Source organism: Spiribacter halobius (assembly GCF_020883455.1).
GTDB lineage: Bacteria > Pseudomonadota > Gammaproteobacteria > Nitrococcales > Nitrococcaceae > Sediminicurvatus > Sediminicurvatus halobius.
Window position 1 is genome coordinate 2,537,741 of sequence record NZ_CP086615.1, and the last position, 23,683, is coordinate 2,561,423.

General features: G+C 68.0%; 25 protein-coding genes. 13 read left to right on the plus strand and 12 right to left on the minus strand.

Features of this window, described 5'->3' with window-relative positions:
- The first annotated feature begins 360 nt into the window (after nucleotides 1–360).
- Both LMH63_RS11555 and ytfE read left to right on the plus strand, forming a co-directional pair.
- Entirely contained in the window at nucleotides 361–594 is a 234-nt protein-coding gene (locus tag LMH63_RS11555; RefSeq protein ID WP_109679990.1) for a DUF3565 domain-containing protein, read from the plus strand.
- A 78-nt stretch (nucleotides 595–672) separates the two neighbouring features.
- Nucleotides 673–1,344: an iron-sulfur cluster repair protein YtfE gene (gene ytfE, locus LMH63_RS11560; protein ID WP_109679991.1), complete on the plus strand. Its 672-nt coding sequence runs from the start codon at nucleotides 673–675 to the stop codon at nucleotides 1,342–1,344.
- Nucleotides 1,345–1,843: 499 nt separating this feature from the next.
- Here the strand turns inward: ytfE and LMH63_RS11565 are convergent, their stop codons facing one another.
- The gene (locus LMH63_RS11565; RefSeq protein WP_109679992.1) at nucleotides 1,844–2,221 is read right to left on the minus strand and encodes a ferredoxin reductase domain-containing protein; all 378 of its coding nucleotides are present in this window, start codon (nucleotides 2,219–2,221) and stop codon (nucleotides 1,844–1,846) included.
- A gap of 842 nt (nucleotides 2,222–3,063) precedes the next feature.
- Between LMH63_RS11565 and LMH63_RS11570 the strand changes: the two genes are divergently transcribed.
- The 3 genes from LMH63_RS11570 (at nucleotide 3,064) to LMH63_RS11580 (ending at nucleotide 5,288) form a co-directional block, all read left to right on the plus strand.
- Nucleotides 3,064–3,846, plus strand: coding sequence for a creatininase (locus LMH63_RS11570; protein WP_109679993.1), 783 nt, complete (start codon nucleotides 3,064–3,066; stop codon nucleotides 3,844–3,846).
- A gap of 603 nt (nucleotides 3,847–4,449) precedes the next feature.
- Entirely contained in the window at nucleotides 4,450–4,644 is a 195-nt protein-coding gene (locus tag LMH63_RS11575) for a hypothetical protein (protein ID WP_109679994.1), read from the plus strand.
- Between the two features lie 377 nt (nucleotides 4,645–5,021).
- Nucleotides 5,022–5,288 (plus strand): hypothetical protein, encoded by a 267-nt coding sequence (locus LMH63_RS11580; protein WP_109679995.1) that lies wholly within the window; start codon nucleotides 5,022–5,024, stop codon nucleotides 5,286–5,288.
- Nucleotides 5,289–5,531: 243 nt separating this feature from the next.
- Here LMH63_RS11580 and LMH63_RS11585 read toward each other — a convergent pair whose 3' ends face one another.
- From LMH63_RS11585 to LMH63_RS11595, 3 genes are read right to left on the minus strand one after another with little or no spacing between them, the layout of a single operon-like run.
- The gene (locus tag LMH63_RS11585) at nucleotides 5,532–6,287 is read right to left on the minus strand and encodes an RNA polymerase sigma factor (protein ID WP_109679996.1); all 756 of its coding nucleotides are present in this window, start codon (nucleotides 6,285–6,287) and stop codon (nucleotides 5,532–5,534) included.
- Nucleotides 6,284–6,814, minus strand: a complete 531-nt coding sequence (locus LMH63_RS11590; protein ID WP_109679997.1) for a plastocyanin/azurin family copper-binding protein — start codon at nucleotides 6,812–6,814, stop codon at nucleotides 6,284–6,286. The genes LMH63_RS11585 and LMH63_RS11590 overlap by 4 nt, the downstream gene beginning before the upstream one ends.
- Nucleotides 6,814–7,239, minus strand: a complete 426-nt coding sequence (locus tag LMH63_RS11595) for a hypothetical protein (protein ID WP_109679998.1) — start codon at nucleotides 7,237–7,239, stop codon at nucleotides 6,814–6,816. The genes LMH63_RS11590 and LMH63_RS11595 overlap by 1 nt, the downstream gene beginning before the upstream one ends.
- Before the next feature lie 308 nt (nucleotides 7,240–7,547).
- On the opposite strand from LMH63_RS11595, the gene LMH63_RS11600 reads away from it, so the two are divergent.
- Nucleotides 7,548–7,787: a hypothetical protein gene (locus LMH63_RS11600; RefSeq protein ID WP_146205277.1), complete on the plus strand. Its 240-nt coding sequence runs from the start codon at nucleotides 7,548–7,550 to the stop codon at nucleotides 7,785–7,787.
- A gap of 36 nt (nucleotides 7,788–7,823) precedes the next feature.
- Here LMH63_RS11600 and LMH63_RS11605 read toward each other — a convergent pair whose 3' ends face one another.
- Nucleotides 7,824–9,524, minus strand: coding sequence for an IS1634 family transposase (locus LMH63_RS11605; protein WP_109680424.1), 1,701 nt, complete (start codon nucleotides 9,522–9,524; stop codon nucleotides 7,824–7,826).
- A gap of 211 nt (nucleotides 9,525–9,735) precedes the next feature.
- Nucleotides 9,736–9,969 carry an acetyl-coenzyme A synthetase N-terminal domain-containing protein gene (locus LMH63_RS11610; protein WP_109680407.1) on the minus strand — a complete coding sequence of 78 codons (234 nt, stop codon included), beginning with the start codon at nucleotides 9,967–9,969 and terminating at the stop codon, nucleotides 9,736–9,738.
- 976 nt (nucleotides 9,970–10,945) lie between these two features.
- Between LMH63_RS11610 and ctaD the strand changes: the two genes are divergently transcribed.
- Nucleotides 10,946–12,514, plus strand: coding sequence for a cytochrome c oxidase subunit I (gene ctaD / locus LMH63_RS11615; RefSeq protein WP_109680406.1), 1,569 nt, complete (start codon nucleotides 10,946–10,948; stop codon nucleotides 12,512–12,514).
- Nucleotides 12,515–12,681: 167 nt separating this feature from the next.
- Entirely contained in the window at nucleotides 12,682–13,005 is a 324-nt protein-coding gene (locus LMH63_RS11620) for a hypothetical protein (RefSeq protein WP_109680405.1), read from the plus strand.
- 441 nt (nucleotides 13,006–13,446) lie between these two features.
- Here LMH63_RS11620 and LMH63_RS11625 read toward each other — a convergent pair whose 3' ends face one another.
- From LMH63_RS11625 to tnpA, 4 genes are all read right to left on the minus strand, one after another.
- Nucleotides 13,447–13,695: a hypothetical protein gene (locus LMH63_RS11625; protein WP_109680411.1), complete on the minus strand. Its 249-nt coding sequence runs from the start codon at nucleotides 13,693–13,695 to the stop codon at nucleotides 13,447–13,449.
- 11 nt (nucleotides 13,696–13,706) lie between these two features.
- Complete coding sequence (gene tnpC / locus LMH63_RS11630) at nucleotides 13,707–15,251, minus strand: IS66 family transposase (RefSeq protein WP_373317936.1); 1,545 nt, start codon at nucleotides 15,249–15,251, stop codon at nucleotides 13,707–13,709.
- 84 nt (nucleotides 15,252–15,335) lie between these two features.
- A complete protein-coding gene (gene tnpB, locus LMH63_RS11635) occupies nucleotides 15,336–15,683 on the minus strand; it encodes an IS66 family insertion sequence element accessory protein TnpB (protein WP_109680413.1) in 348 nt (115 codons plus the stop codon).
- On the minus strand, nucleotides 15,680–16,072 hold the full coding sequence (tnpA, locus tag LMH63_RS19390; RefSeq protein ID WP_146205305.1) for an IS66-like element accessory protein TnpA: 393 nt from the start codon (nucleotides 16,070–16,072) through the stop codon (nucleotides 15,680–15,682). Before tnpA ends, tnpB begins: the two co-directional genes overlap by 4 nt.
- A 981-nt stretch (nucleotides 16,073–17,053) precedes the next feature.
- Here tnpA and LMH63_RS11645 point away from each other — a divergent pair.
- Genes LMH63_RS11645 through LMH63_RS11660 form a run of 4 tightly spaced genes read left to right on the plus strand, consistent with a single transcriptional unit; the run spans nucleotide 17,054 to nucleotide 22,090 of the window.
- On the plus strand, nucleotides 17,054–18,673 hold the full coding sequence (locus tag LMH63_RS11645; RefSeq protein WP_109680396.1) for a cbb3-type cytochrome c oxidase subunit I: 1,620 nt from the start codon (nucleotides 17,054–17,056) through the stop codon (nucleotides 18,671–18,673).
- A complete protein-coding gene (locus LMH63_RS11650; RefSeq protein ID WP_109680395.1) occupies nucleotides 18,670–19,290 on the plus strand; it encodes a cbb3-type cytochrome c oxidase subunit II in 621 nt (206 codons plus the stop codon). The genes LMH63_RS11645 and LMH63_RS11650 overlap by 4 nt, the downstream gene beginning before the upstream one ends.
- Nucleotides 19,287–19,862, plus strand: coding sequence for a c-type cytochrome (locus LMH63_RS11655; protein ID WP_109680394.1), 576 nt, complete (start codon nucleotides 19,287–19,289; stop codon nucleotides 19,860–19,862). The genes LMH63_RS11650 and LMH63_RS11655 overlap by 4 nt, the downstream gene beginning before the upstream one ends.
- Nucleotides 19,859–22,090: a heavy metal translocating P-type ATPase gene (locus LMH63_RS11660; protein ID WP_199225770.1), complete on the plus strand. Its 2,232-nt coding sequence runs from the start codon at nucleotides 19,859–19,861 to the stop codon at nucleotides 22,088–22,090. The genes LMH63_RS11655 and LMH63_RS11660 overlap by 4 nt, the downstream gene beginning before the upstream one ends.
- Nucleotides 22,091–22,290: 200 nt before the next feature.
- Here LMH63_RS11660 and LMH63_RS11665 read toward each other — a convergent pair whose 3' ends face one another.
- Together LMH63_RS11665 and LMH63_RS11670 are read right to left on the minus strand one after the other, a co-directional pair.
- Entirely contained in the window at nucleotides 22,291–22,596 is a 306-nt protein-coding gene (locus tag LMH63_RS11665) for a hypothetical protein (protein WP_229332568.1), read from the minus strand.
- Nucleotides 22,597–22,622: 26 nt separating this feature from the next.
- Nucleotides 22,623–23,045 carry a DUF488 domain-containing protein gene (locus LMH63_RS11670; RefSeq protein ID WP_229332569.1) on the minus strand — a complete coding sequence of 141 codons (423 nt, stop codon included), beginning with the start codon at nucleotides 23,043–23,045 and terminating at the stop codon, nucleotides 22,623–22,625.
- A 206-nt stretch (nucleotides 23,046–23,251) separates the two neighbouring features.
- Between LMH63_RS11670 and LMH63_RS11675 the strand changes: the two genes are divergently transcribed.
- The gene (locus LMH63_RS11675; RefSeq protein ID WP_109680385.1) at nucleotides 23,252–23,581 is read left to right on the plus strand and encodes a hexameric tyrosine-coordinated heme protein; all 330 of its coding nucleotides are present in this window, start codon (nucleotides 23,252–23,254) and stop codon (nucleotides 23,579–23,581) included.
- Nucleotides 23,582–23,683 lie beyond the last annotated feature (102 nt).

The following is a 23,683-nucleotide window of genomic DNA, read 5'->3' on the forward strand; positions in this document are numbered from 1 at the left end:
TTACGAGGGAACTGCTGTGCGTGGCCGACGAAACGCAGGCCAAAGGCTGACTTTGCTTCAGCAGCACCATCTCTGTGTCCCGCGCCACCTACCGCGCAAGCGCCTGCTACGCAGCGATAGCACGGACCACTCCAGACCATCACTCAGCCACTGATTCAGGATGGCGAAAGTGCCGCTAATGCGCCGCAGGGTGCCCGGCGGCGCGCCGCATCGTGCCCTACTGCTCAAGCCCCCCACAGGCAACTGCGCGCCAGACCGTACTTCACGCCACCTATGACTCAGCGCAGCCTAGCCGGACATCGCGACGCGCTAGCGCGCTCCGGCGGCAGCATGATGCCCTGAGTTCACATTCAAGGAGCCATGACGAACGAGTACACCCACAACCGCCCTGGTGCTCCACAGCCGATCGTCGGGTTTCACCGCGACGACGAGGGGGAATGGGTGGCGGATCTCGCCTGTGGCCACGCCCAGCACGTCCGTCACCGCCCGCCGTGGTTTGAACGCCCGTGGGTGGTCACCGCCACCGGCCGTCGCCGCATGCTGGGACGCACCCTGCCCTGTCGGGATTGCCTCGCGGCGGGTGATTCGGACTGAAGGTCCCGCCTTGCGGACGGTAGGGTCGCTCTTTAAGATGTATCAGGCGTACTTGTTTAACAGTGCAGGAGATCCGCCATGAACATCCAGGCTGCCAGCGACCACTTTGGCGAGCGCACCGTTGGCGAAATCGCCGCCAGCCTCCCGGGCGCCACCGCCGTGTTCCGGGACTACCGCCTCGACTTCTGCTGCGGCGGCGACGTGCCGCTGCGCGACGCCGCCGCCCGCCGCGGCATCGCGACCAGCGAGATCGCCGAACGCCTCGCCGCCCTCGGGCAATCAGACGCGCTCGCGTACCCGCAGGAGACCAGCGCACTGATCGACCACATCCTGGTGCGCTACCACCAGACGCACCGCCGGGAGCTCCCGGAGCTGATCCGCCTAGCGCGCAAGGTCGAGTCCGTGCACCGGGATCACGCGGCCGCGCCACGGGGGCTCGCGGACGAGCTCGAGCTAATGTCCACTGAGCTGGATGCACACATGCAGAAGGAGGAGGAGGTGCTCTTCCCCATGATGCGCCGGGTCGACGAGGGCCAGCCCCTCGGCCCACCGGTGGCAGTCATGCGCGCAGAGCACGACGATCACGGCACACATCTGCACCGTCTCGATGCGATCACCGACGGGTTCCGGGTTCCCGAAGGCGCCTGCCGCTCCTGGCAGGCCCTTTACGCCGGCACCGCCAAGCTGGTGGACGACGTCATGGCGCACGTCCACTTGGAGAACCATGTGCTCTTCCCGCGGTTTGAGTAGCTCACCCTCTCGGCGTCCGGGTGCGGCGCCCGGACGCCGCTTCCCCGGCCGTAAGCTCATCTCGCCCGAGCTCTACGGCAGTAACCGGACGCTCGCACTGCGCCACACTGGAGCGCTAGATCCCGAACGGCGACTCCTCGTCCAGCGGCAACGAGGCGGCGAACGCTCGTCAGTCAGGGCATCCCGCGTCTGCGTCGCCTCGATCTGCGAGTCGGCTCCCAACGCTGTTTTGCGCACCTCGCTTCCACCCTGCGGCGCAAAAAATCAGCACATGCGTGCCGTATGGGCCGAACATCACGTTCACGCTCCAGCGGTGACCCTAGTTGTCGGTGAGCGTTCGCATCGGCCGTCCTCTCGAGAGCGTTGTCGCGGCAGACCCGGTGCCGCCCCGGCGCCCGGGGCGCCTTCCAGACCATCGCCGCCGCAAACAACTCCTGGCGGGCGCGACTGGCCTTTTCTCCCGAATCGGGCTGCGGCGTCTGAAGCTGGCCGCCGTCAGTCAACCCGCGGCGGCGTCAATCATGCCCGGGTTGCCGCAGAGATAGGCCATGGTGTACGACGGCGAAAGGTCCAGCGCAGGTGACCTCTCCTGGGCGTAGCCACGGCCCTCGCCGCGTTTCGGCGACGTTGGCAACTCGCGGCTGTAGCGGACATGCAGATGCCGGCGCAACGGGTACACGGCGGTGGGCCTAGTAAACGCGTGAAGGCAAAACGCTTCGCGTGGTGAACGCACGCCCATCACGATCGTCACGCGCAGGTCGGTACCGGCCGTGCGGTACGCGAACTCCGGCAGCATCGCCCGATACGGGGCGAGACCGCTGCCGGAGCCGATCAGAACATAATGCGCCGGATCCTCGGCAAGCAGCAGCAGCAGCAACCGAGCGAACGGACCACTCGCAGGCAGGCGATCACCCGGCCGGTGGGTGAACAGGTAGTCGGTGGCGAGCCGGCCCGTGCACCGCTGCCGCCATCACTTCGAAGCCCGACACGGGCTCGCCCCTGCTTGGGGCCTTCACCCTGCGCCGGTACGAGGCCACCGCCACGGAGCCGGCGTTCCGAAACAGTATGCAGGTGGTCCTGGCGGCCTCAGCCGCCGCCACAAGCGTCCTCGCCTTCATCGCCGCCTGCACAGACTATCGCTACCAGCTTCCTCGGGCGGCCCGTGTACCTGGCCATGGCCCAGCTACCATCGACCAGTTCAGTAGTCATGAGGGGCGTGCCGGTGCGCGCGTTCTTGCGGGGCGTAGGCTTCTCCGAGCAGATCTACTCTGTGATGCTCAGCCGTACCGTGCCCTGCACCTCCATTCGCGATGGTCGTGGTGCGGATGCGTCTGGCGAAGATGCCCCCAAGCTGGAGGGGCAGTCTGGAAACTCGGGGTGAGCCAGTGGCGGGCGATGCGGCACGATGGGTGCCGAGTTAGGTGCGGGCGCCGCGGTATGCGCCCAGGCGCATCAGATGCGGTTCGTCGGCGAGGCCCCAGGAACGGCCGAGAGCCCCAAGTGCACGGTCGTTGACGAAAAGCTCATGGGCTCGATGGTCACAATCTGCCTCGACGCCGCCACCGGTCTCGACATCACGTGCACAGGGTCCCTACGTGGGTCAGGCACTGTGCCCGCTGCACAACGGCGCCCGGGTACGGGTCGCTTGGGATCCCGAGGCCGCGCGGCCGCTCGAGTGGCGAAGCGAAATAGTGCAAACCGATCGGAGGAGAGCGGCAAGTGGAGAGCGTATTCATCGGCGAGCTGACCTGGCAGCAGTATCAAGCTAGGATCGCGGCCGGCAACGCGGTTGTGCTGCTCCCGGTCGGCGCGCTGGAACAGCATGGCCATCATCTGCCCATGAACGTCGATGTGCTACTGCCCACAGCCGTGTGCGAGCGAGTGGCCCAACGCACCGGCGCCTTGGTCGCTCCGGCCGTCCACTACGGATACAAATCGCAGCAGAAGTCCGGCGGCGGCAATCACTACCCGGGGACGACGAGTCTCGATGGTGTAACAGTGATTCGGACGGTGCAGGACATCATTCGCGAGCTCGCCCGCCACGGCGTGCGGCGGCTAGCCATCCTGAACGGGCATTTCGAGAACTCGATGTTCGTCGTCGAGGGGATTGACCTAGCGCTGCGGGAACTACATTACGCGGGGGTCGAGGGCTTCCGGGTCATGACGCTTTCCTACTGGGATTTCGCCGAGGACCCGGAGGTCATCAAGAAGCTCTATCCCGACGGTTTCCAGGGCTGGAACGTGGAACACGGGGGAGTCTTTGAAACCTCGCTGATGCTAGCGCTTTATCCACACCTCGTGGACATGGAGCAAATGGAGCATCACCCGCCGGCCACGTTCCCGCCCTACGACCTATTTCCCGTGGTGCCAGAGCGCACGCCGCGCCCGGGCACATTGTCGTCGGCGCGGGGTGCGAGTCGTGCCAAGGGTGAGCTGATTCTCGAAGTGTGCGTGAACGGCATCGCGCGCGCCCTGCGTGACGAGTTCGGTGCGCAGCACTGACCCTCGACTGACAGCATGCATTCCCGCTGCCCGGCATGACCCACTCCGGCCTATCGGGCCAGAGTGGCGCGCGGCCATCCTCGGCACCGGCTCGCAGGTCGCGACGGTGCACACGAGCGGATGCTTCACTTGGGCGGGCTACTCATGGCCTTGCACCGCAACGCAGATTGCTGCGTCATCGAGCCACCCGGCCCCCGGGGCCAAGTGGGAGGCGCGGCAGCCCTTCGCGCGTCAGCCCGACGTGGCCCCGCGCTTGCCCGCCACGCCGCGAGAGCGCTCATGACGTGACCACGCCATTTCTGCCGGGCGGCACCGCAGGCTTCAGTGCCCGCATTCCGAGGCATGTGTTGGCGTCCACTAATTTCGGCGGGTCGTCATGTTGCGGACACCGCGTGCGCGATGGCGCCGAGAGAATCTGCGCGGATGCTGGCGATGACTAGGGAGCAAAGGCCGAAGGCGGTAACCACGTGGGCCCTGTCGGCGCACCCTTCGCCGTGGCATGGCAGCAGACCGCCGCAACCACGGACACCCGCCGAACGCGGCTGCATTCGATCGTGCTAGCCGAGCTCGGCCTCACCACCGGGAGTGCCCGCACTGCCGGCGATGCTTCTCTCGCGCGGATTGCCTCACAACAACCCGGCCCTCAAGGCAAGGACGCCCGGACGGCTCAGACGCTTCCAGCACCTGCTGCGCCACTGCGTCGCTGCACCGGCGCGTGCCGGCGAGCTTGAGGTATTCCACCCAGACATCACCGCCTGGCTGGTGGACGCGGTCATCCAGGACGTGGCCGTGCGCTGATCCCTCAGCAACCGTGGATTCGACCGTGTCACCGACGGAATGTGGCTCCCGCACGTCGCCCTCGCCCGTCCCGCCTGCAGGCGAAGCAATTGACGGAGGCTTCCGATGAGGACGGGGGCGCCGACGGCTGCCATGATTGCTCCTGCGGCTGCTAGGCGCGGCGCTGGCCGTGTGGCCCGCGTGCGCCAGCACGCCGCCAACACGCCCGGAGGCCACTGCGGCGCTGCGCGCGGTGCGGATAGTCACGGTCGAAGCGCTGGCGGTGTGCCCGCGGGCTGACGGCTTTGGGGTCGCCCCGTCCGCAGCTACATAGAACCGCTCATCGTCATGGGGGTGATTCCACTGGCTCTGCCGGTGCCCTTTGGGACCACGTGGCCATGGCCTACCAAATCTCCATACCGTCCCTCGTGAGCACGGCTTCGCTCCCCGGCGTCATCGTCATCCTGCTTGTGCACTTCATCAAGGTCCACGTCGCCGCCGGGCAGGCCAGCCGCGGCCGCTTCCGCGCCAGCCTTGTGCCCTCCTCCACCACGGTCGCTGGGCTGCTGCCGCTGATCTCGGAGACCGGCACCCAGGCCCAGGTGCTCAAGTCACTGATGCTCTTCGTGGGCTTCGCCTGGTCACCGGCAGCCTGCTGGTACTAGTCGCGATCCCGGCGCTCTACGGTATCCTCGCCGACTTGGGAGGAGCACGCCCGACAGCCCAGCACCAAGCGTGTGCGAGACCTCTAACCGGTAGCGACGGGCGTGTCAGTCGGCCGAAGAGGGCCGTCGTTCAGCGCTGGGAGGCGCTCGGCATCGCGACCCGAGCGTGTTGCCCACCCGTGTCCTCAGGACCGCCGCGTGCGCCTCGGGGAGTTGCCTGCGAGGGGGGGCGCATCCGGGCCACTACCGCCATTGTCGGGCGGACACACCCAGGCGCTCGAACACGCGCCCCACGAGCCGGTCGCAGCGCGCCCCGTCGAAGGCGAACGTGCGCGGCAGCAGGCTGACCACCTCCGCGGTCATGTTCCGCTGCAGCAGCAGCCGCGCCCGGTGCACCCGGGTCTTCACGGTGGCGGGTTCGACGCCCAGGCAGGCTGCAGTCTCTGCAACCGAGAGCTGCTCCACCTCGCGCAGGACGAAGGCGCTGCGGAACGGCTCGGGCAGCTCGTCGATAGCGGCTTCCAGCAGACGCTGCAGTTGCGCCTCATGCAGCGCCGCCTCCGGATTCGCCGTGGGCGAGCATGGGTCAGCCGTGGCGGCCTCCCGGTGCGCGGGCCGCTCAAGGGCGGACAGCGGGTCCGAAGCGGGCGCGCGCCGGCGCAAGCGCATCAGGGCCTCGTTGCGCACAATGCGGCAGAGCCAGCTCGCGAAGCCCTCGGGGCCGCGGAACTGCGCGAGCTGGAAGTACGCGCGGATGTAGCCATCTTGGACGGCGTCCTCCGCCTCCGCGTCGTCGGGCAGGATGCTGCGGGCGATGCGGAACAGCCGCCGGTTGTAGCGCCGCATGATGAGCTCGAAGAGCGCCACCTCGCCCGCGCGCACGCGGGCGACGACACGCTCGTCCGGCAGCTGCGCCGGGCCGGGTAGCCCTGTCGGCTGCCTCACGGTGCGGGTGGCCGCCGCCTCCCGCGCCGGCTGTGCCGGGATATGCGCGGTCATGATGATCCCTCCGGTTGCACGCGCCCGGCGGCGAGGATCGCAGCCACCGGCGGCAGGTTACTGGCCGCTGCCGGGGGCAGGCCCTCATGGCCCTCGGCCGCCTCCTGCCAGCCGACGTCGCCCGGTCTGCCGACCACGATGCGGCCGACCATCCCGGCCCGCTCGTGGGGCAGGCAGTAGTAATCGTAGACACCAGGGCGGGTGAGCGTGACCTCGAAGCGCTCCCCGGGCAGCAGGTAGCCGCTGTGCCAGGGCTCCGCCCCTGCCGGGATGCGCAGCGGCCGGCCGAACACCCCCGGGTGATAGGCGCTCGCAGTGTGGCTGTTGACGCGGTCGCGGTTGGCGAAGCAGAGCGTCGTGCCGGGCGCCACCGCCAGCCCCAGCGGCGCGAACCACACCCGCTCCCCGCGGGGGGTGCCGCGCATCTCGACCAGCTCGGCCGTCGCTGCATGCAGCAGCCCCGAGGGCACGAGGGCGGCCAGGCCGCCGCCCGCGAGCCCCAGGAGGAAGCGCCGGCGGCTCGGCATCACTCGCCGAGCCGCGCCCGGGCGTCGTCGGCGTGATAGAGCACCACGTGGGCGTGCGGCTCCTCCACGCCGGGATGCCCGGCGTTGTAGTAGACGTCCACCGACGCCACGTGGTGCGCCCCGACCGCCAGCTCGTCGAAGGACGCACCGTTGCGGAGGTCCGCCATCGGAGTCATGTAGATGGTGGCGGCCAGGCGCCCGTCGCGGTCGTAGCCGAGGAATGGGCCCGCGGGCAGCGTATTCGGGTCGACGTAGAGCGTGCCGAGGCCGGGGATAAACTCGGGCAGGCTCACCAGCTCGCTTACCTGCGCGTAGGGCGCGGGCGGCGGCGCCTCCGCGAGTGCGACCTCGTCGTGCGCCAGGGCGGCGCTGGCCGAGAGCGCGATGGCGGTGGCGATGCCGGTTAGGGTCAGTCTCCTGCTCATGATGCGGTCCTCTTCGGTTGCGGTGGGATGGTGTTGCACTCCCCCAGAGTGATGCAGCAGCGCGTGAAGAGGTTCCCGCAGGCCAGGCGGCCCGGTGCCCGGGACGGCGCGGTGACCCTTCCGGCAGCGCGGGGGTGACCACCGAGTGGCGCCAGGTATCCTCCGATGGGATGAGGCCTGGTAAGGCCTGGAAAGAGGCGACCGACGCCTGGCATGCATCGGCTTCCCGCGCGATGCAGCTACACTACGGTAGCTACCCGCTCAACACTGTCGACGCAGTCGAGTCCTTCGCCCGCGAAGATCACGGCATGATCGAGATCGTTCTTCGCCACAACCGCCTTGTAGAAGGTCCGTTGAACCGAGCGATTCAGGTGCAGCGTCGACTGCTGACCGTGTCAGACCTCGATAAAATGGTTCCGCGGGGCCCGCCCCGTGCACTCTGGCAGCGAGGGAAGGCCACACACGATATCGGGCATGCGGTTGCGGAGCGTGTCCTCGATCAGCGCCGCGCGGGCGCCCCCAAGTTCATCAGCCGCGGCCATAAGTAGTTGATGCCAGGGGCCTGGAGTTTCGAGTTGGCACAACTACACGGCGATATCGCGGCGCGGCGGCGTCACCTCCAGGCTCTTGAACAGATCACGCTGGGCGGCATCCATGGAGATCCCCTGGATCGACTCGCCATCCAGGGTGAGATGGTGCAGCTGCACCGTCTCCAGTCTCTCCAGCAGCCTCTCGACGCTGTGTACGTCTGCCGGGGGATTGGCCCGCAGCCGCATGCGCAGCACGCGGTAGACCACCAGCGCCAGGAAGCAGATCAGCGCATGAGCGCGGATGCGCTCGGGCAGGCGGTGATGCACCGGCGCGATGTCGAGGGTGCCTTTCAGCGCCCGGAAGCCGCGCTCGATGTCGGCGAGGCTGCGGTAGCGCTCGACGATCTCGCCGGCCTCGCGGTCCTCGAGGCTGGTGACCAGCAGGAGCTTGCCATCGAGGCGCTCAGCCGCCGCCCAGGCCTCTTCGTCGATCTCGTAGTGGAACGCCGGGGCGGTGAGGTCCGCTTTGATGATCCCGGAGAGGCGCTGCTCGACGACCGCCTTGTGGAAGCGCTGGTAGGCGCTACGATCCGAGGAGCGCCGCCCACGCCCGGGCTTGCCGGCGTCTTGGTTGTCCAGGCGCCGGGCGAGGCGCTGGCCAAGCTCATCAACACGCTCGATGCGCCGGCGCCGGTGGGCGCTCTGCTCGGCGGCGCGCTCAGGATTGTGCGCCACCACCAGCCGCCGCCCCGCCCAGGTGGTCTCGGTGACGGCCTCCCCGCCGCCGGCCTCGGCCTCAGCCTCGCGGGCGAGCTCGGGGTGCAGGCGCGCCATCAGCTCGGTGAACTCGCCGTAGCGCCGCCCGGGCACCGCGAGGATGTAGTCCACGGCCAGGCCCTGTTCGCGGCCGAGCGCCTCCAGGGTGTCGACGTTGTCGAGGCTCAGCAGCCCGCGGTCGGCGACCACCACCACGCGCTGCAGGCGGAAGCGCTCCAGCAGCCGGGTGATCATCGGTGCGAGCGTCCTGCTCTCGGCCACGTTGCCCTCGAACACCTCATGGGCGATGGGCAGCCCCTCGGCGGTCTGCACCACCCCGAGCGCGAACTGCCGCGCGATGCCGCCGGTGTCCTTGCTCATCCCGGGCTGGCGCAGATCGGCCTCGAGGCGGTGCTCGCCGTGGATGCGCACCGTGGTCACATCGTAGAAGGTCACGGTGAGGTCCTGATCGAGCAGCGGGCGGATCTGCTCGGCGACCACCGCCTCGACCGCCTCACGGTGCTCGATCAGCGCATCCATGGCGCGCAGCAGCTGATTGTGGTCGATACGGCGTTGATCGACGCCGGGCAGATGCACGCGCTCGAGCCAGCGCAGCACCCCGAGCTTGCTCTGCGGATCCAGCAGCCGGTTGAACACCATCGCGCGGATGACCGCCTCGAGGTCGAACTGGCGGTAGGAGGAGCGCAGCGCCCGTACGAGCCCCTCGTCGAGACCGAGCGCGCGCCAGATCTCGGTGAGCAGCCACGCGCCGCCCAACGAGCGGCTCGGCTCGAACTCCGCGCTCTCGCTGTCGACCAGCGGCAGGCCGGTGTGGCGCTTGAGCCCGCGGATGATGCTCTGGACCTTGTCCTCGGTGAGCTGATCGGCCCGTCCGAGCTGGGCGATCTGGCGATGCCGTGTCCGGCCCTGGGCGTCGCGATAGCCCTCGACCAGTCGCAGGTAGGTGCGGCCTTGGGAGCGCGAGGAGCGGATAAACATGGCGCAACGCTACAACGGCGACATTCGCCTTGCAATGAGCGCTCTTGGCTAGACCCGGCAAACCCAAAGTTGGCACAACACGGCCCCCGCGGACAGTCCCGTGCAACTCGCTGATTTCCTAAGCCCCGACCGCTGCTATACCACCCGAATCCGCGGGTAGCCTGATGAACTTGGGGGCGCCGTTCTTCTCAAGGTAACGGTCGAGGCAACTCTAGCTGACGTTGAGCTCGCCACCCTCGAACCAGCGGATCTGGCCCTGGGTCAGGTCGTTGTTGCTGACCCGGTCCAACTTGCGAAACCAGGTGAGGAACTCCTCCGCCTGCTCCGCCGAGAAGCTCTCCGGCTCCTCCAGGGAGCGGCGGTACATGCGCGCGTACTGCTCGCGGGTGAGCAGGGCGTAGTTCGCGACTTCTGCCGGAACGGAGTAGACCTTGGCTTTGGACATACTGGATCTCCTCCTGGTTGGCGGGCCGTCGGCGTTAGGCTACGGTCTCTCGGGTCTCGCCGGCGCGGCGGACTTTCCCGCGCTGTCCCTCCTTCCCGAATTCCGCCGTCCATGCTGGCGCGCGTCATTGCCATTCCGAACGCTTGCCATGCCCGCATCCATTGCCGACGGCACCGGAGCGCTCACGATACGTTCGGCCCGCAGCGTGCAATGAGTTGGGTGTGCCCCGTCCGGGATTTGAGGACCGAGCCTGCTGGCGCACCCAGATATGGGACAAGCGGGAATTGTTGGCGCCTGATATCGATATCCTCAATATATATGTAGCCCATGCGCCGGTAGCTGATCCGGCAGGTACGCGCCGCCGCAGGTGTGCCACGTACGCCTCCCGTCTAGGCCTACCCGGCCACCAGACGCCGTGAGACCTGACAGGGATGCCGCAGGCCGGCTGCACTCATCTATCTACTTAATCGATAACAAGTCTCGAAATTCCTCGCTTGCCGATACAACGAACGGAATGCAGTCTCACTCGAGTGAAGCGACGCAGGCCGGTTTCCGGCCAAACCGGACGGTACCGGGGCCTTGCGGTGAACGCGAAGTCCCCTTGCCATGCGTACCGAGCTCCTGGTTGCCGAACGGTGGCACATGGAATTCGACGGGGTTCCGGAAATGCCTCATCAGGCGGAATCGTTCCAAAGAGTGATTTACACACCTCGCGGCCTCGCATTCTGGATACGGGTTTCACTCGCCGCGCCTGGCATGACCGCCGTCATCGCAGCCTCGGCACTTCGTACCCGATGCATGGCGCGTCGCCCACTCCGTCGCCGTGCCCCACGCCCCACGGAGACGGTCTGGAGGACGCTCTCAGCTGTTGCGATTGCGGCGCGTTCGTTCTGGTCCTTTTCGTCGCGCTTCGCCCGTCAGCAGTGGGCGTCTGATCCGTATCGCGCGTCCCTTTGAGTCACACAAGGAGGGGACCATGAGCACACAGGCCGCAAGCCATGAAGCTAAGACACCCCGCGGAGTCCTGCGCTGGCTCACGACCACCAACCACAAGGACATCGGCACTCTTTACCTGTGCTGCTCCCTTGCAATGCTGTTCCTCGGCGGCTCGCTCGCCATGGTCATTCGTGCGGAGTTGTTCGCGCCGGGCCTGCAGCTAACCGACCCCTACCTCTTCAATCAACTCACCACCATGCATGGGCTCATCATGATCTTCGGCGCGATCATGCCCGCGTTCGTGGGCCTGGCGAACTGGATGATCCCGCTGATGATCGGCGCCCCCGACATGGCGCTGCCGCGGTTGAACAACTGGAGCTTCTGGCTGCTCCCGTGCGGGCTCGGACTCCTCCTGATCACCGCATTCCTTCCCGGCGGCGCGCCTGCTAGCGGCTGGACGCTGTATCCACCTCTCTCCCTACAGCAGGGAATGGCCTTTCCATTCGTCATCTTCGCGGTTCACATCCTCGGGATCAGCTCAATCATGGGTGCGATCAATGTGATCGCCACGGTCCTGAACATGCGTGCGCCGCAAATGGCCCTCATGCGTATGCCGCTGTTCGTGTGGACTTGGCTCATCACCGCTTTTCTCATCATCGGCGTCATGCCCGTGCTCGCAGGCGTCGTCACCATGCTGCTCACGGATCAGTATTTCGGCACTACGTTCTTCAGCGCCGCTGGCGGCGGCGACCCGGTGCTCTACCAGCACATCTTCTGGTTCTTCGGACACCCGGAGGTGTACATCATGGTGCTCCCGGCGTTCGGCATTATCTCCACTATTATCCCGGTATTCGCGCGCAAACCGCTGTTCGGCTACAGCTCGATGGTTTACGCCACGGCCTCCATCGCGTTCCTGTCGTTCATCGTCTGGGCGCACCACATGTTCACGGTGGGCATGCCACTCGCCGGGGAACTCTTCTTCATGTACGCCACTATGCTCATCGCCGTGCCCACGGGGGTGAAGGTGTTTAACTGGGTGGCCACCATGTGGCGCGGAGCGATGACGTTCGAGACGCCGATGCTGTTTGCGGTTGCCTTCGTCATCCTTTTTGCCATTGGAGGGTTCTCCGGATTGATGGTCGCCATCGTCCCCGCCGATTTTCAGTACCACGACACATATTTCGTCGTCGCACACTTCCATTACGTGCTCGTTACTGGGGCGCTTTTCTCCATCATTGCCGCCGTGTACTACTGGCTGCCGAAATGGACTGGGTATATGTACAATGAAGGCCTGGGGCGTACTCATTTCTGGCTGTCCACCATATTCGTGAATGTCCTCTTCTTTCCACAGCACTTTCTGGGCCTCGCTGGCATGCCCCGACGCATCCCGGACTATTCGGTGCAGTTCGCCGACTGGAATATCATTTCAAGCATCGGCGGGTTCGGGTTCGGCCTCTCCCAGCTCCTCTTCCTGTGGTTGATCATCCAGTGTGCCCGTGGCGGAAAGAAGGCGCCCGCCCGTGCGTGGGAAGGCGCTCATGGTCTGGAGTGGACCGTACCCTCCCCTGCCCCCCGGCACACGTTTACGACGCCGCCTGCGGTTGCCTAGGCCGCTCCCGCCGGGCTTCGCTAGGACGCGCGCGGAAGAGCAGCGCTGGCCTCGGAAGGAGTCTCCCCGGTAAACGCCCAGTCTCGGGGCAGTTGGCGTCTGCCTTCAATATTCGCACTCGGGACCCGGGGAACTCGGAAATCGTCGCACAGAGGGGGAAGATCGAAATGGGCCAGCATCGAGCTGCACTGGTAACATCGCTATTGTTGGTGGTCTTGCTAGCCCTCCTGCTCGGGGGGCTGTCACCTGCTGTCCTTTATCTCGGCGTGGCCGGGGGCGGAGAGACAACCCTTTCGCTTGTGTTCATCCTCATTGCGATATTTCTTCTAATTAACTTGGGTGGGGCGGCATGCGTATTCCGGATTGCCACCGATTTGGATGCCGAATGCTGGCGGGTGGCCGCGCGAATGCTCAGCACCGCATGGGTCATGAACACGCTGCTCCTTGCCCTGTTCTTGGCCTTGGATTCGGTGGCTGTACTGCTAAAATAGGAGCGCTTGGCAGGCGTTCGGTGACTGACGCCGCGCCACGACGGCCGCCAGCACCGACTCGGGCGCGGCCACTCAGCCACTCACCGCGCGCGTAGGCGCAACGGCCGCATCCAGCTGCCAGGCGCTCCCTGTCACGCGGATACTCCAAGGATACCGAGCGGTCGAACAAGGGGGGTCAGATGCAGCCAGAGACTCCGATGGGCCAGACGGCGGGAGACAATAGTTTCGCCGACCGGGCTCGATTTGCCCAAGCGCGACTACCACCAAGCTAGGCAGCCACTTCCGCCGAACGCCAGTCAAAGCGGGTGCGGGAGCGCTCAAACACATGCTGGTTGCCGCTCGAGACAGCGGCCGGTGCGCTGCCACCACGCCCGGCCAGCATTCGGTGCCAGTAGAACGTAAGCGTACGACGACCACCCCTTGCGCAGGCCGGCGGATGGTCTAACGCGGCGGGTTGATCTCGTCGGTGCGCTCGCCTTCCTCGAGCGCGAGGTGGACGGCGGCGTCGAGCCGGCGCAGCAGCGCGGCGAGGTTCTCACCCCGGCGACGCCGCAGCATGGCCAGGGCGTTGTGCTCGTCGTTGGCGATGGCGACGACGCCGACCGGGTCGAGGTGGCCGACCGTGATCTGGCCATCCTCCTCGATCAGGGCCTCGATGTTCGGCAGTGCCGGTGGCGGGGGCTCGGTCATGGGATCTTCGCTCAGGCAGCCTGACGGCGATGGTCGCCCAGCTCGGCGGCCAGGTTCCAGGGCAGCAGCGCGTCGATCTCCCGGATCGGATGCTCGGCGATGCGCTCGAGCACCGTACGCAGGTAGGCGAAGGGGTCGAGCCCATTGAGTCGGGCGCTGCCGATGAGGCTGTAGATCAGTGCGGCGCGCTCCCCGCCGTGGTCGGAGCCCATGAACAGGTAGTTCTTGCGCCCGAGGGCGACCGTGCGCAGCGCCCGCTCGGCGGCGTTGTTGTCGATCTCAAGCCGCCCGTCGCCGAGGTAGCGCGCAAGCGCCTCCCAGCGGCCAAGGGCATAGCCCGCTGCCGCGGCGAGCGCGGATTTTGCCGAGAGCGTGCGCAGGATCTCCTCGAGCCAGGTTCTGAGCCCGGCAACGAGCGGGCCGGCGCGGGCCTCGCGGGCAGCGCGGCGCACCTCGGCCGGGCGGCCACGGATCTCGGCCTCCAGCGCGTAGAGCGCGCCGATGCGCGCGAGCGCCTCGCGCGCGAGCGGCGAGTCGGTGGCCGCGGCCACGTCGTGGAACTTGCGGCGCACGTGCGCCCAGCACGCCGCCTCCTCGATGCGCCCGCTGGCGTACAGCGCCCCGAAGCCGGCATAGCCGTCGGCCTGGAGCGTGCCGCGGTAGCCGGCCAGGTGGCGCTGGGGGTGGATGCCCTTGCGGTCGGCGCTGTAGCGGAAGACCACCGCGGGGGCGGCCGCGCCGCCCCAGCCGCGCTCCTCGCGCACGTAGGTCCACAGGCGCGCGGTGCGCGTGCGCCCGCGCCCGGGATCGAGCACCGGCACCGGCGTGTCGTCGGCGTGCAGGCTCGCGCCACCGAGGACGTGGCGCTCCAGCGCCTCGCCGAGCGGGGCGAGCAGCGCGCTCGCCGCGCCCACCCAGTCGGCGAGCGTGGAGCGCTCGATGGCAACGCCCTCGCGGGCATAGATCTGCGCCTGGCGGTAGAGCGGCAGGTGATCGCAGTACTTCGCCACGAGCACGTGGGCGAGCAGCCCCGGGCCGGCGAGCCCTCGGGCGATGGGCCGCTCCGCAGCCGGCGCCTGCACCACCGCCGCGCAGGCGCGGCAGCGCTGCTTGGGGCGCACGTGGCGGATCACCCGGAAGGAGGCCGGTACGTACTCGAGCACCTCCGAGACGTCCTCACCGAAGGTGACCAGCACCCCGCCGCAGCTCGGGCAGGCGCAGGGGCCCTCATGGCGCTGGGTCTCACGCGGCAGGTGCGCCGGCAGCGCCCGCGGGGTGCGCGGCGCGCTCTGCCGTGCCGGCTTGGTGGCAGGGGGAGCCGCCACCGCTTCCCCGGCCGGCTCCCCGCCAAGCGCCTCGATGGCGAGCTCGAGCTGCGCGATCTGCGCCTGCAGCCGCTCCGAGGAGCGCCCGAACTGCATCCGGCGCAGCTTCGCGAGCTGCAGGCGCAGCCGCTCGAGCTCCTCGGCCTGGCGGCGCACCGTCGCCTGCGAGGCGGCAAGCTCCGCGCGGCTCGCGAGCAGCAGCTCGCGCAGCGCCGCGGCGTCGACGGGCAGGGCGTCAGGCGGATGGGGAGTGGTGGATTGCACCGGCTAATTATACCCGGGCAGATCGGCCAAGTCGCTCTTTTTCGGATCGATTCAGGCCGCGCATTGCGGGTCGAAGGTGCGCTGCGGGAGGCGCCAGTCGATGCCCTCGAGCAGCATCGAGAGCTGTGCGGCGGTGAGGTGCACCGCCCCCTCGCGCACCTGCGGCCAGATGAACCGGCCCCGCTCGAGGCGCTTGGCATAGAGGCACAGCCCCTGGCCGTCCCACCAGAGCACCTTGATCCGATCCCCGCGCCGGCCGCGGAAGACGAACAGCTGCCCCGAGAAGGCGTTCTTCGCCAGCGCCTGCTGCACCAGCGCCGCGAGCCCGTCGAAGCCCTTGCGCATGTCGGTCACGCCGGCCACCAGGTAGATGCGCACCCCCGAGGGCAGCGCGATCATCGCCCGAGCACCTCGAGCGCGACGCGCAGGGCCGCGGCGTCCGCCGCGCCGCGCACCACCAGGCGGTGGCCGGCGGCGAGCACGATCTCCAGGCTGCCCGACGGCGCCGCGCTCTTCACCTCCGGCGGCACCGGCGGCGGCTCGGAGGCGGCCAGGCGCACCGGCAGCAGGCTCAGCGCCGAACCCTCACTCGGCGCCCCAAGTTCCCCGAGGCGGTAGAGCCGGCGCCAGCGGAAGAGCTGGTTGGCGTTGACGTCGTGGCGGCGCGCGACCACCGAGACCGAGTCCGGGCCCTCGAGGCTCTCCTCAACGAGGCGGCGCTTGTATTCAATGCTGAAGCGCCGCCGGCGCTGGCGGCTCAGCGTCTGATCCCCATCGATGGTGTCCACCTCGCCTCCAAGTGGGCACCTCACAAGTGCCCGCCTATGCGTGAGCGCTGATCATCGGCGAGGCGACGTCACAACGAGAAGTGGGTGCTGGCCGGACGCTTACAGTAGAACCACTGTAGAAAGTACCTCTTCACGTGCCCGTTGCTGCGCCACTCCCGTAGCGGATCCAGCGGGAGAAAGGTCGTAGCCCGCCACCGTAGGCAAACTTCGCTAACATCACCCGCCCGCGGGCCATGGTTGGCAGGCAGCATCGTAGCCGGCGCGCGAGGCCTCGTCGGACGGGTGCGCGAGCTGGTGCTCGCGCATCGCAGGGACTTGTGCCCGCACTGCGGCGGTCTTCGAGTTTGACGTGCCGGTGGCGTCAGTTGGCGCGAACACCTCCGGCTAGATAGAGCTAGGTCCGCCGTGTGGCCGGATCCAGCTCGAACCAGCCGGCGGCATCGACAAGTACGCATGCGCGCACGAATGCGGGGGGTGCACTGCCGCGGCACCGCATGCAGCAGATCGAACGCCCGCGCCTTCCGGTGCGCCCTGCTATTGGCCGCTGTCATCTCGAACCACGCTCGAAGCGCGTCGCCATCAAGCGCCGCGAGACCGATGCGGTAGCGCAATGTGGCGTCCTGTCGGTACGCCTCGAGGCGCTGCATAGCAGCGGCGAGGCTACTGGTTAGCCAAACGAGGAATGATCGACCTACTCCTATCTTCGTTTAACCCAGAACTCCGAACGAATATTTCTTCTGACGATAACGTCTCGGGGCGGCCGGAAGATCGACCGAGAGCCGGCGCCGGCCCCGTTTCTGATCGCTGCGCCCGCCCGTCGATACCCCGCGGGTGGCGATGGGTTTCGGGAAACGCGTCTGAACGGGACCGTATTCCCCCTGGCACTCCGTGGGACGGGTCGGAGCTCGGACCGTGATTGCATGGGCGTCCGTATAAAGATATATTTCCAATACTGGTTCAAGTCAGCTCTTGGAGATATGCGTGACACCCACCATCGCCTTGCTCCTTGTCCTGACCTTCATCGTTTCGATCATTGGGCTGCTCGCCCTGGTCTGGTCGATTGCGACTGACCAGTTCGGTCAGGGTCAGTCCGCCGCTCGGACGATCTTCGCCCCGGGTGAGATCGGCCGGCCGGAGGACCCTGCCCGTGGACCCGACGAGCCGGCCTTCCGGCCACGGGACGACGAGGAGGTTGAAGCCGTCGCGGAGCGTCGGCGGGCCGACCAATCTGCGCGCGTGCCGGTGCTGACCTTGCTGGGCTCCGCCGTCGCCTGGCTCGTCGTCGGTTCGGCCTACGGGCTGATCAGCTCGCTGAAGATGCACATGCCCGAGCTGCTAGCGGACACGGCGACCCTCACCTTCGGGCGAATCCGGCCGATGCACCTGAACGCCGTCGCCTACGGCTGGACATCCATGGCCGGGCTCGGGGTCGCGGTCTGGCTGATTCCGCGCCTGTTCAAGACGCCGCTGGTAGGCGCCGGCTTCGCCACCGCCGGCGCCTGGCTGTGGAACCTGGGCATGGCGCTCGGGCTCATCGCCATCGGCGCCGGCTTCTCCGACGGCGAGGAGTGGCTGGAGATCCCCTGGCAGATCGATCTGCTGTTCGTCGTCGGCGGCGGGCTATGCGCCGTGCCCCTGCTGCTGACGGTGCGCAACCGGCAGGTGCGGCACCTCTACGTCACCAGCTGGTACCTGATGGCGGCGCTGATCTGGTTCCCGGTGCTGTTCCTCATCGCGAATCTGCCCTACGTCTTCCCCGGGGCCTCCGGGGCGACGGTCAACTGGTGGTTCGCCCACAACGTGCTCGGCCTCTGGGTGACCCCCATCGGCGTCGGCATCGCCTACTACATGATCCCGAAGATCCTGGGCAGACCGGTGATCTCGTATCAGCTGTCGCTGCTCGGCTTCTGGTCGCTCGCCCTGTTCTATAGCCAGGTGGGCGTGCACCACCTGATCGGCGGCCCAGTGCCCACCTGGCTGGTCACGCTCTCCATCGTGCACAGCGTGATGATGGTGGTGCCGGTGGTGACGGTGGCGATCAATCACCACGGCACCATGTTCGGGCACTTCGGCATGCTGCGTGTCTCCCCGACGCTGCGCTTCGTGTGGATCGGCTCGCTGATGTACACCGCCTCCTCCCTACAGGGCTCGATGGAAGCGCTGCGCTCGGTCAATCTGATCACGCACTTCACGCACTACACCGTCGGCCACGCCCATCTCGGACTCTACGGTTTCCTCGCATTCATCCTGTTTGGCGCCATCTACTTCATCATGCCCCGGCTCACCGCCTGGGAATGGCCCTCGCGGCGGCTGATCAGCCTGCACTTCTGGCTCGCCGCCGGCGGCGGCCTGCTCTATGTGGTGGCGCTCACCATCGGCGGCTGGCTGCAGGGGCTCGCCCTCATCGACCCCGAGACGCCGTTCATGGAGTCCGTACGGCTGACCCTCCCGTACCTCGAGGCGCGCTCGCTGGGCGGCACGCTGATGACGCTGAGCCACCTCGTCTTCGCCGGGCATTTCTTCACCATGCTGCTCCGCAGCGGCCGCCCGGCCACCGCGCCAACCCTGTTCCGCGCCGCAACCCGGGAGTCCTCCGCATGAAGCGCACCGTCGCCATCATGGCCGGCGCCGCCCTGATCCTGCTGTTCGCGACCCTGATGCTGGTGGTCATGCCGTATGTGCAGATGGCGAGCGAACCGGTACCGAAGGACCTCGAACCCTACACCGAAGCGGAGTTGCGTGGCCGCCAGCTCTATATCAGCGAGGGCTGCATGTACTGCCACAGCCAGCAGCCCCGCGACCCGGGCTACTCGGCGGCCGACAGCCGTCGCGGCTGGGGGCGCGCCGCCGTGCCCGGGGACTACGCCTACGATCAGCCCCACCTGATGGGCACCATGCGCACGGGGCCGGACCTGCTCAACATCGGTGCCCGCCAGCCGAGCCAGCAGTGGCATTTGATCCACCTCTACAACCCCCGAGCAGTGTCACCAGACAGCACCATGCCTCCCTACCGCTACCTGTTCGAGGTGGTCGGCAATCCCCTCGACGGGGAAACCGTGGTGGAGATTCCCGCCCCCTATGGCCCGGACGAGGGCGTGGTCGTAACCACCCAGGCGGTGGAGGACCTGGTCGCCTACCTGAAGGCCCTGGACCGCACCTATCCGGCCGACGCACTGCCAAGGGAGCAGACCGGCAACGAGGGCGAGGGGGAGCCATGAACCAAGAGAAAGACCGTGCGCGCCGCCGGGAGCAGCCGGAGCCGGAGGAAGGCACCCGCCCGGTGCCGAAGGTGGTCTCCGCTCTGCTCGCGGGACTCGTCCTCTGGGGGAGTGGTTACATCCTCTGGCACGCCGGCTGGCCCCTCACCGGCGGCGACAGCCGCACGCCGGTGGTGCTGCAGGCGGACGAGGGCGTGAACGGCGCGAACCTCTATGCGAACGTCTGCGCGAGCTGCCACCAGGGCAACGGCCGGGGCGTGCCCGGCGCATTCCCGCCGCTCGCCGACAGCGCGTGGGTGACCGGCGATCCGCGCATCCCGGTGGCCATTGTCCACGACGGCCTGCAGGGGCCGATCGAGGTGGCCGGGGAGCGCTATCAGGGCGCGATGCCGGCCTTCGGCGGCCAGCTCTCGGCGGCAGAGATTGCCGCGGTGGTCAGCCACGTGCGCAACGCCTGGAGCAACGGCGCAGCCGAGGTGAGCACCGACGTGGTGGCCGGGTATCGCGAGCGCTTCGCCGAGCGCGGACCGTGGACGGTGGACGCGCTGCGCACGGAGCTGGGCGGCCCGTGAGCACCGCCGACGCGGCAGACGCCGGGGCCTGCGAGGAGACGGCCCTGACGGTCGAGGGCATGATGTGCGGCAGCTGTGCCGCGGCCGTGGCCGCGGTGCTGCAGCGCCAGCCGGGTGTGCTCGGCGCAGGTGTGAACTTCGCCGCCGATGCCGCCTCGGTGCGCTGGAATCCGGCCCGCACCAGCCTGGAGGCGATCTGCGGCGCGGTGACGCGGCTCGGCTACCCCGCCCGGCCGCTCGGTGACGGGGACAGCGGCACACCGCACGCCGCCCTGCGCCGCGCCTTGCAGCTGCGTCTGGCGGTGGCCGTTTGCTTCGGCATGTGGAGCATGATGGCGGCCGTGCTCCTCTATCTGGGGCCACTTGGCCCGGTGGAGCCCTGGGCCCGCTGGTACCTGGCGCTGGCTTCCGGGGTGCTGGCCCTTCCGGTGCTCGGCTACTCGGCCCACGCCTTCTACCTCGCCGGCTGGCGCACCTTGCGCGCTGGCGTGCCGGGCCTCGACAGCCTCATAACGCTGGCTGTCGTCGCAGCCGTGCTGATCTCCGGCTGGCGGCTCGCCCAGGGCTCCGCCGAGGTCTACTTCGACGCGGCCGTCATGCTGGTGACCTTCCAGCTGGTGGCCCGGCTGATCGACCACCGCGTCCGCCGGCAGGCAGCCGGGGCCGTGCAGGCCTATCTCCGGGCCCTGCCGGAGCAGGCCTTGCGCTTGGATAGCATGGGACAGGCCGAGACCGTCCCGGTGGCTGCCCTTACTGTGGGCGATCGGGTGCGGATCCCACCGGGGGAGCGCATCGCCGTGGATGGCACCGTCGTCACAGGACGCTCGGCCGTCGACTGCTCGATGCTCACGGGCGAGTCGACGCCCCGCCGCTGCACGACCGGGCGGGCCGTACTCGCCGGCAGCCGCAACGGCGAGGGAACGCTCGAAGTGCGCGTCGACAACGCCGCCGGCCGGCGGCGCATCGACCGGCTGGCGCGCTCGGTGCGCCACCTGCTTGGACACAAGAGCGCCCTGCAGCGGATCACCGACCGCATGGCGCGGGCCCTGCTGCCTGTGGTGATCGTCGCGGCGACGCTGGCTGCGGCACTGGTACTTGCGAACGGAGGGCCGGTCACCGAGGCGGCGGCCCGCGCGCTCGCCGTACTGGTAATCACCTGCCCCTGCGCGCTCAGCCTCGCGGTACCGCTTGTGGCAGTGATGGCCATCTCCCAGGCCGGCCGACAAGCCCTGCTGTTCCGCGACCCGGCCGTGCTCGAGGCCGCTGCAGGGGGACGCACGGTGGTCTTTGACAAGACGGGCACGCTGACCGAGTCGACGCCGGCGGTCGGCCGCGTCGACCCGGCACCGGGTACCGACCGGGACGAGCTGCTGCGCCTGGCGGCGAGCGCCAGCGCCGGCAGCCATCACCCCCTCGGGAAGGCCCTGCAAGGAGTCGGAACTGGTGTCGACACGGCCGGGGCGCGTCGGGTGGACGCCGGTGACGGGATCACCTGGGACGGCCCGCACGGACGCGTCCGGGTCGGCCGTGCGGACTGGCTGTGGAGGCACGGCATCGACGTACCTTCGGCTCGCGACCGCGGCACCGAAGTCTGCGTGGCGCGTGGAAGCAGCTTTCTCGGACGCATTCACTTCCACGAACGGCTGCGGCCAGAAGCCCGTGCCGTAATCGCTTCACTCCGGAATCTCGGCTGCGGGATCCGCATCCTGAGCGGCGACTCGCCGCGCGCCTGCCGGCGGATCGCCGACCAGCTAGGCCTTGCCCCGCAGGCGGTGCTGGCGCGGCGGACCCCGGAGGCAAAGCGCGCCGAGATTGAGGCACTTCAGCGGCACGATCGGGTGATTTTCGTCGGTGACGGCCAGAATGACGGGCTAGCCCTGGCGGCCGCCGAGTTGGGACTCGCCGTTGGCGAGGCCGAACCCACGGCACGCGCGGCGGCCGCCGCCATTCTGCCGCGAGGCATTAGCGCCGTGCCCGACGCACTCGGCCTTGCCCGCCATGCCCGCAACGCTATGCATCGCAACCTCGCCTGGGCACTCGCCTACAACGCACTGGCCTTACCCGCTGCGCTAATGGGCTACGTCCCACCCGTGATTGCCGCGATCACCATGGGGTCAAGCACGCTATGCGTACTCGTAAACTCCGGTCTCTTCGTCCTCAGCGAACGCCGCCGAGACGCCGAGGCTGATCGCAACCTAAGCAACCGGTACGAGCCCGCGCTCTCGTGATCGCCCTGAGAACAGTCTCACGAGGTTACGGCGGAGGCACAATACACCGTGTTGGCACCTCACTGGGGCGGGCATCGCGGCCCACACTGATACGCGACCTCCAACCACCGCACTAGACCTCAGGCCCCGAGATCGATGAGCAAGAATCCTAGAAACAGAATCGTGTTCAGGGCCCACGCAACAGTCAGCCAACGGGCTAGCTAGCCCGCGTATCTCATCGATTCGCGGCGGGGGCGCCGCTCCCGCGGGCCTTCGGCCAGCGCTTCGCCAGATGCCGAGCGGCGATTCCTCGTACACGGAACCAAGGCGACAAACTCCTCGGCCAGGGCTTCGTCGCTCATCCCCTCCAGGGTCTGCGCCGCCTCGATCTGCGAGTCGGCACCCAGGGCGGTCTTGCGCACCTCGCTCCCGCCCTGCAGGGCGAAGATCAGCACATGGGTGCCGTAGGAACCGAAGGTCACGTCCACGCTCCAGCGCCGGCCCCGGTCATCGGTCAGAGTTCGCATGGCACCTCCCAGCCGCTCCGGCCGGCTCATCGCTGCGGAAACTGGTCCGCGTAGCAGACCGGCGACGCCGGCTCCCGGGGCTCGTCCTCGGCCGCGAGCTCCTCGCGCAGCACCTCGCGCAGCACCACCGCCTGGTTGTGCTCGCGGTCGCGGGCGCCGAACAGCAGCGTCACCGGCCCGCGGCGACACAAGGCCATGAGCTCGCGCAGCGCCTCCGGCACGTCGGCAAGCTCCCGTCGGTAGCGCCGGCGGAACTCCGCCCAGCGCTCCGGGTCGTGGCCGAACCACTTGCGCAGCTCGGTGGAGGGCGCGACCTCCTTCAGCCAGCGGTCCACCGCGGCATCGGCCTTGCGCACGCCGCGCGGCCAGACCCGGTCCACAAGCACACGCGTACCGTCACCCTCCTCCACCGGGTCACGCACGCGCTTGAGCAAGACACCTGCGGACATGACCGCCTCTCTCACCACGTTGATCACTGGGTCAGTGGACCATTCCCGGTCTCCCGACCGCACCCATTGCGACGACACGAGCCGATTCGGTGTCCACGCCGTCGAATGTCTCCCATATTAACATGTATTCCGTGTATATGTTATGTTTTGTTGGCCGCTGCCTCATGGCACGGACCGATAATCGACAACGCGAGAGGGAGAGGATCATGGATACCAGCAACCGCTACCGCCACCCCGCCGTGTTAGCGCTGCACGCTGTGGTGGCGGCAACGCTGCTCGCGCTCACCCCGCTGGGCACGGTGTTCGCGCAGGATGACTCGCTGAGCCTCATCACCGAGACTCCGGCAGAGGGCTTCGAGCTCGCGGTCACCCTATCGCAGCGCGGGGTTGCCACCACCCAGACCGACCCCGAGGTGCGGAAGTCGCTGCGGGGTGCCTATGCACAGGACGCGGATAGCCTGATCAACGTCTCCCAAGTGATTGCCATCCATTTCCAGACCATCGCCGCCGCGAATGATTACTGGAGGGAGGACTGACCTTCTCCCGACCAGCGTCGGGTCCCGATGGGCCACTTCGCCAGCCCGCCCGGGGCCCAGGCCAACGTGGGCACGACTAATACTCATATCGTATCGGCTCGC

Coding starts and splice junctions, on each gene's coding strand:
- LMH63_RS11580 (WP_109679995.1), top strand. CDS start 5,022: ATGGCCTACCAAATCTCCATACCGTCCCTCGTGAGCACGGCTTCGCTC.
- LMH63_RS11665 (WP_229332568.1), bottom strand. CDS start 22,596: ATGCGAACTCTGACCGATGACCGGGGCCGGCGCTGGAGCGTGGACGTG.
- LMH63_RS11650 (WP_109680395.1), top strand. CDS start 18,670: ATGAAGCGCACCGTCGCCATCATGGCCGGCGCCGCCCTGATCCTGCTG.
- LMH63_RS11585 (WP_109679996.1), bottom strand. CDS start 6,287: ATGACCGCGCATATCCCGGCACAGCCGGCGCGGGAGGCGGCGGCCACC.
- LMH63_RS11655 (WP_109680394.1), top strand. CDS start 19,287: ATGAACCAAGAGAAAGACCGTGCGCGCCGCCGGGAGCAGCCGGAGCCG.
- LMH63_RS11590 (WP_109679997.1), bottom strand. CDS start 6,814: ATGCCGAGCCGCCGGCGCTTCCTCCTGGGGCTCGCGGGCGGCGGCCTG.
- LMH63_RS11605 (WP_109680424.1), bottom strand. CDS start 9,524: ATGTTTATCCGCTCCTCGCGCTCCCAAGGCCGCACCTACCTGCGACTG.
- LMH63_RS11675 (WP_109680385.1), top strand. CDS start 23,252: ATGGATACCAGCAACCGCTACCGCCACCCCGCCGTGTTAGCGCTGCAC.
- LMH63_RS11625 (WP_109680411.1), bottom strand. CDS start 13,695: ATGACCGAGCCCCCGCCACCGGCACTGCCGAACATCGAGGCCCTGATC.
- ctaD (WP_109680406.1), top strand. CDS start 10,946: ATGAGCACACAGGCCGCAAGCCATGAAGCTAAGACACCCCGCGGAGTC.
- LMH63_RS11620 (WP_109680405.1), top strand. CDS start 12,682: ATGGGCCAGCATCGAGCTGCACTGGTAACATCGCTATTGTTGGTGGTC.
- LMH63_RS11555 (WP_109679990.1), top strand. CDS start 361: ATGACGAACGAGTACACCCACAACCGCCCTGGTGCTCCACAGCCGATC.
- LMH63_RS11670 (WP_229332569.1), bottom strand. CDS start 23,045: ATGTCCGCAGGTGTCTTGCTCAAGCGCGTGCGTGACCCGGTGGAGGAG.
- LMH63_RS11595 (WP_109679998.1), bottom strand. CDS start 7,239: ATGAGCAGGAGACTGACCCTAACCGGCATCGCCACCGCCATCGCGCTC.
- LMH63_RS11610 (WP_109680407.1), bottom strand. CDS start 9,969: ATGTCCAAAGCCAAGGTCTACTCCGTTCCGGCAGAAGTCGCGAACTAC.
- tnpB (WP_109680413.1), bottom strand. CDS start 15,683: ATGATCGCGCTGCCCTCGGGGGTGCGCATCTACCTGGTGGCCGGCGTG.
- LMH63_RS11600 (WP_146205277.1), top strand. CDS start 7,548: ATGATCGAGATCGTTCTTCGCCACAACCGCCTTGTAGAAGGTCCGTTG.
- LMH63_RS11575 (WP_109679994.1), top strand. CDS start 4,450: ATGCTTCTCTCGCGCGGATTGCCTCACAACAACCCGGCCCTCAAGGCA.
- ytfE (WP_109679991.1), top strand. CDS start 673: ATGAACATCCAGGCTGCCAGCGACCACTTTGGCGAGCGCACCGTTGGC.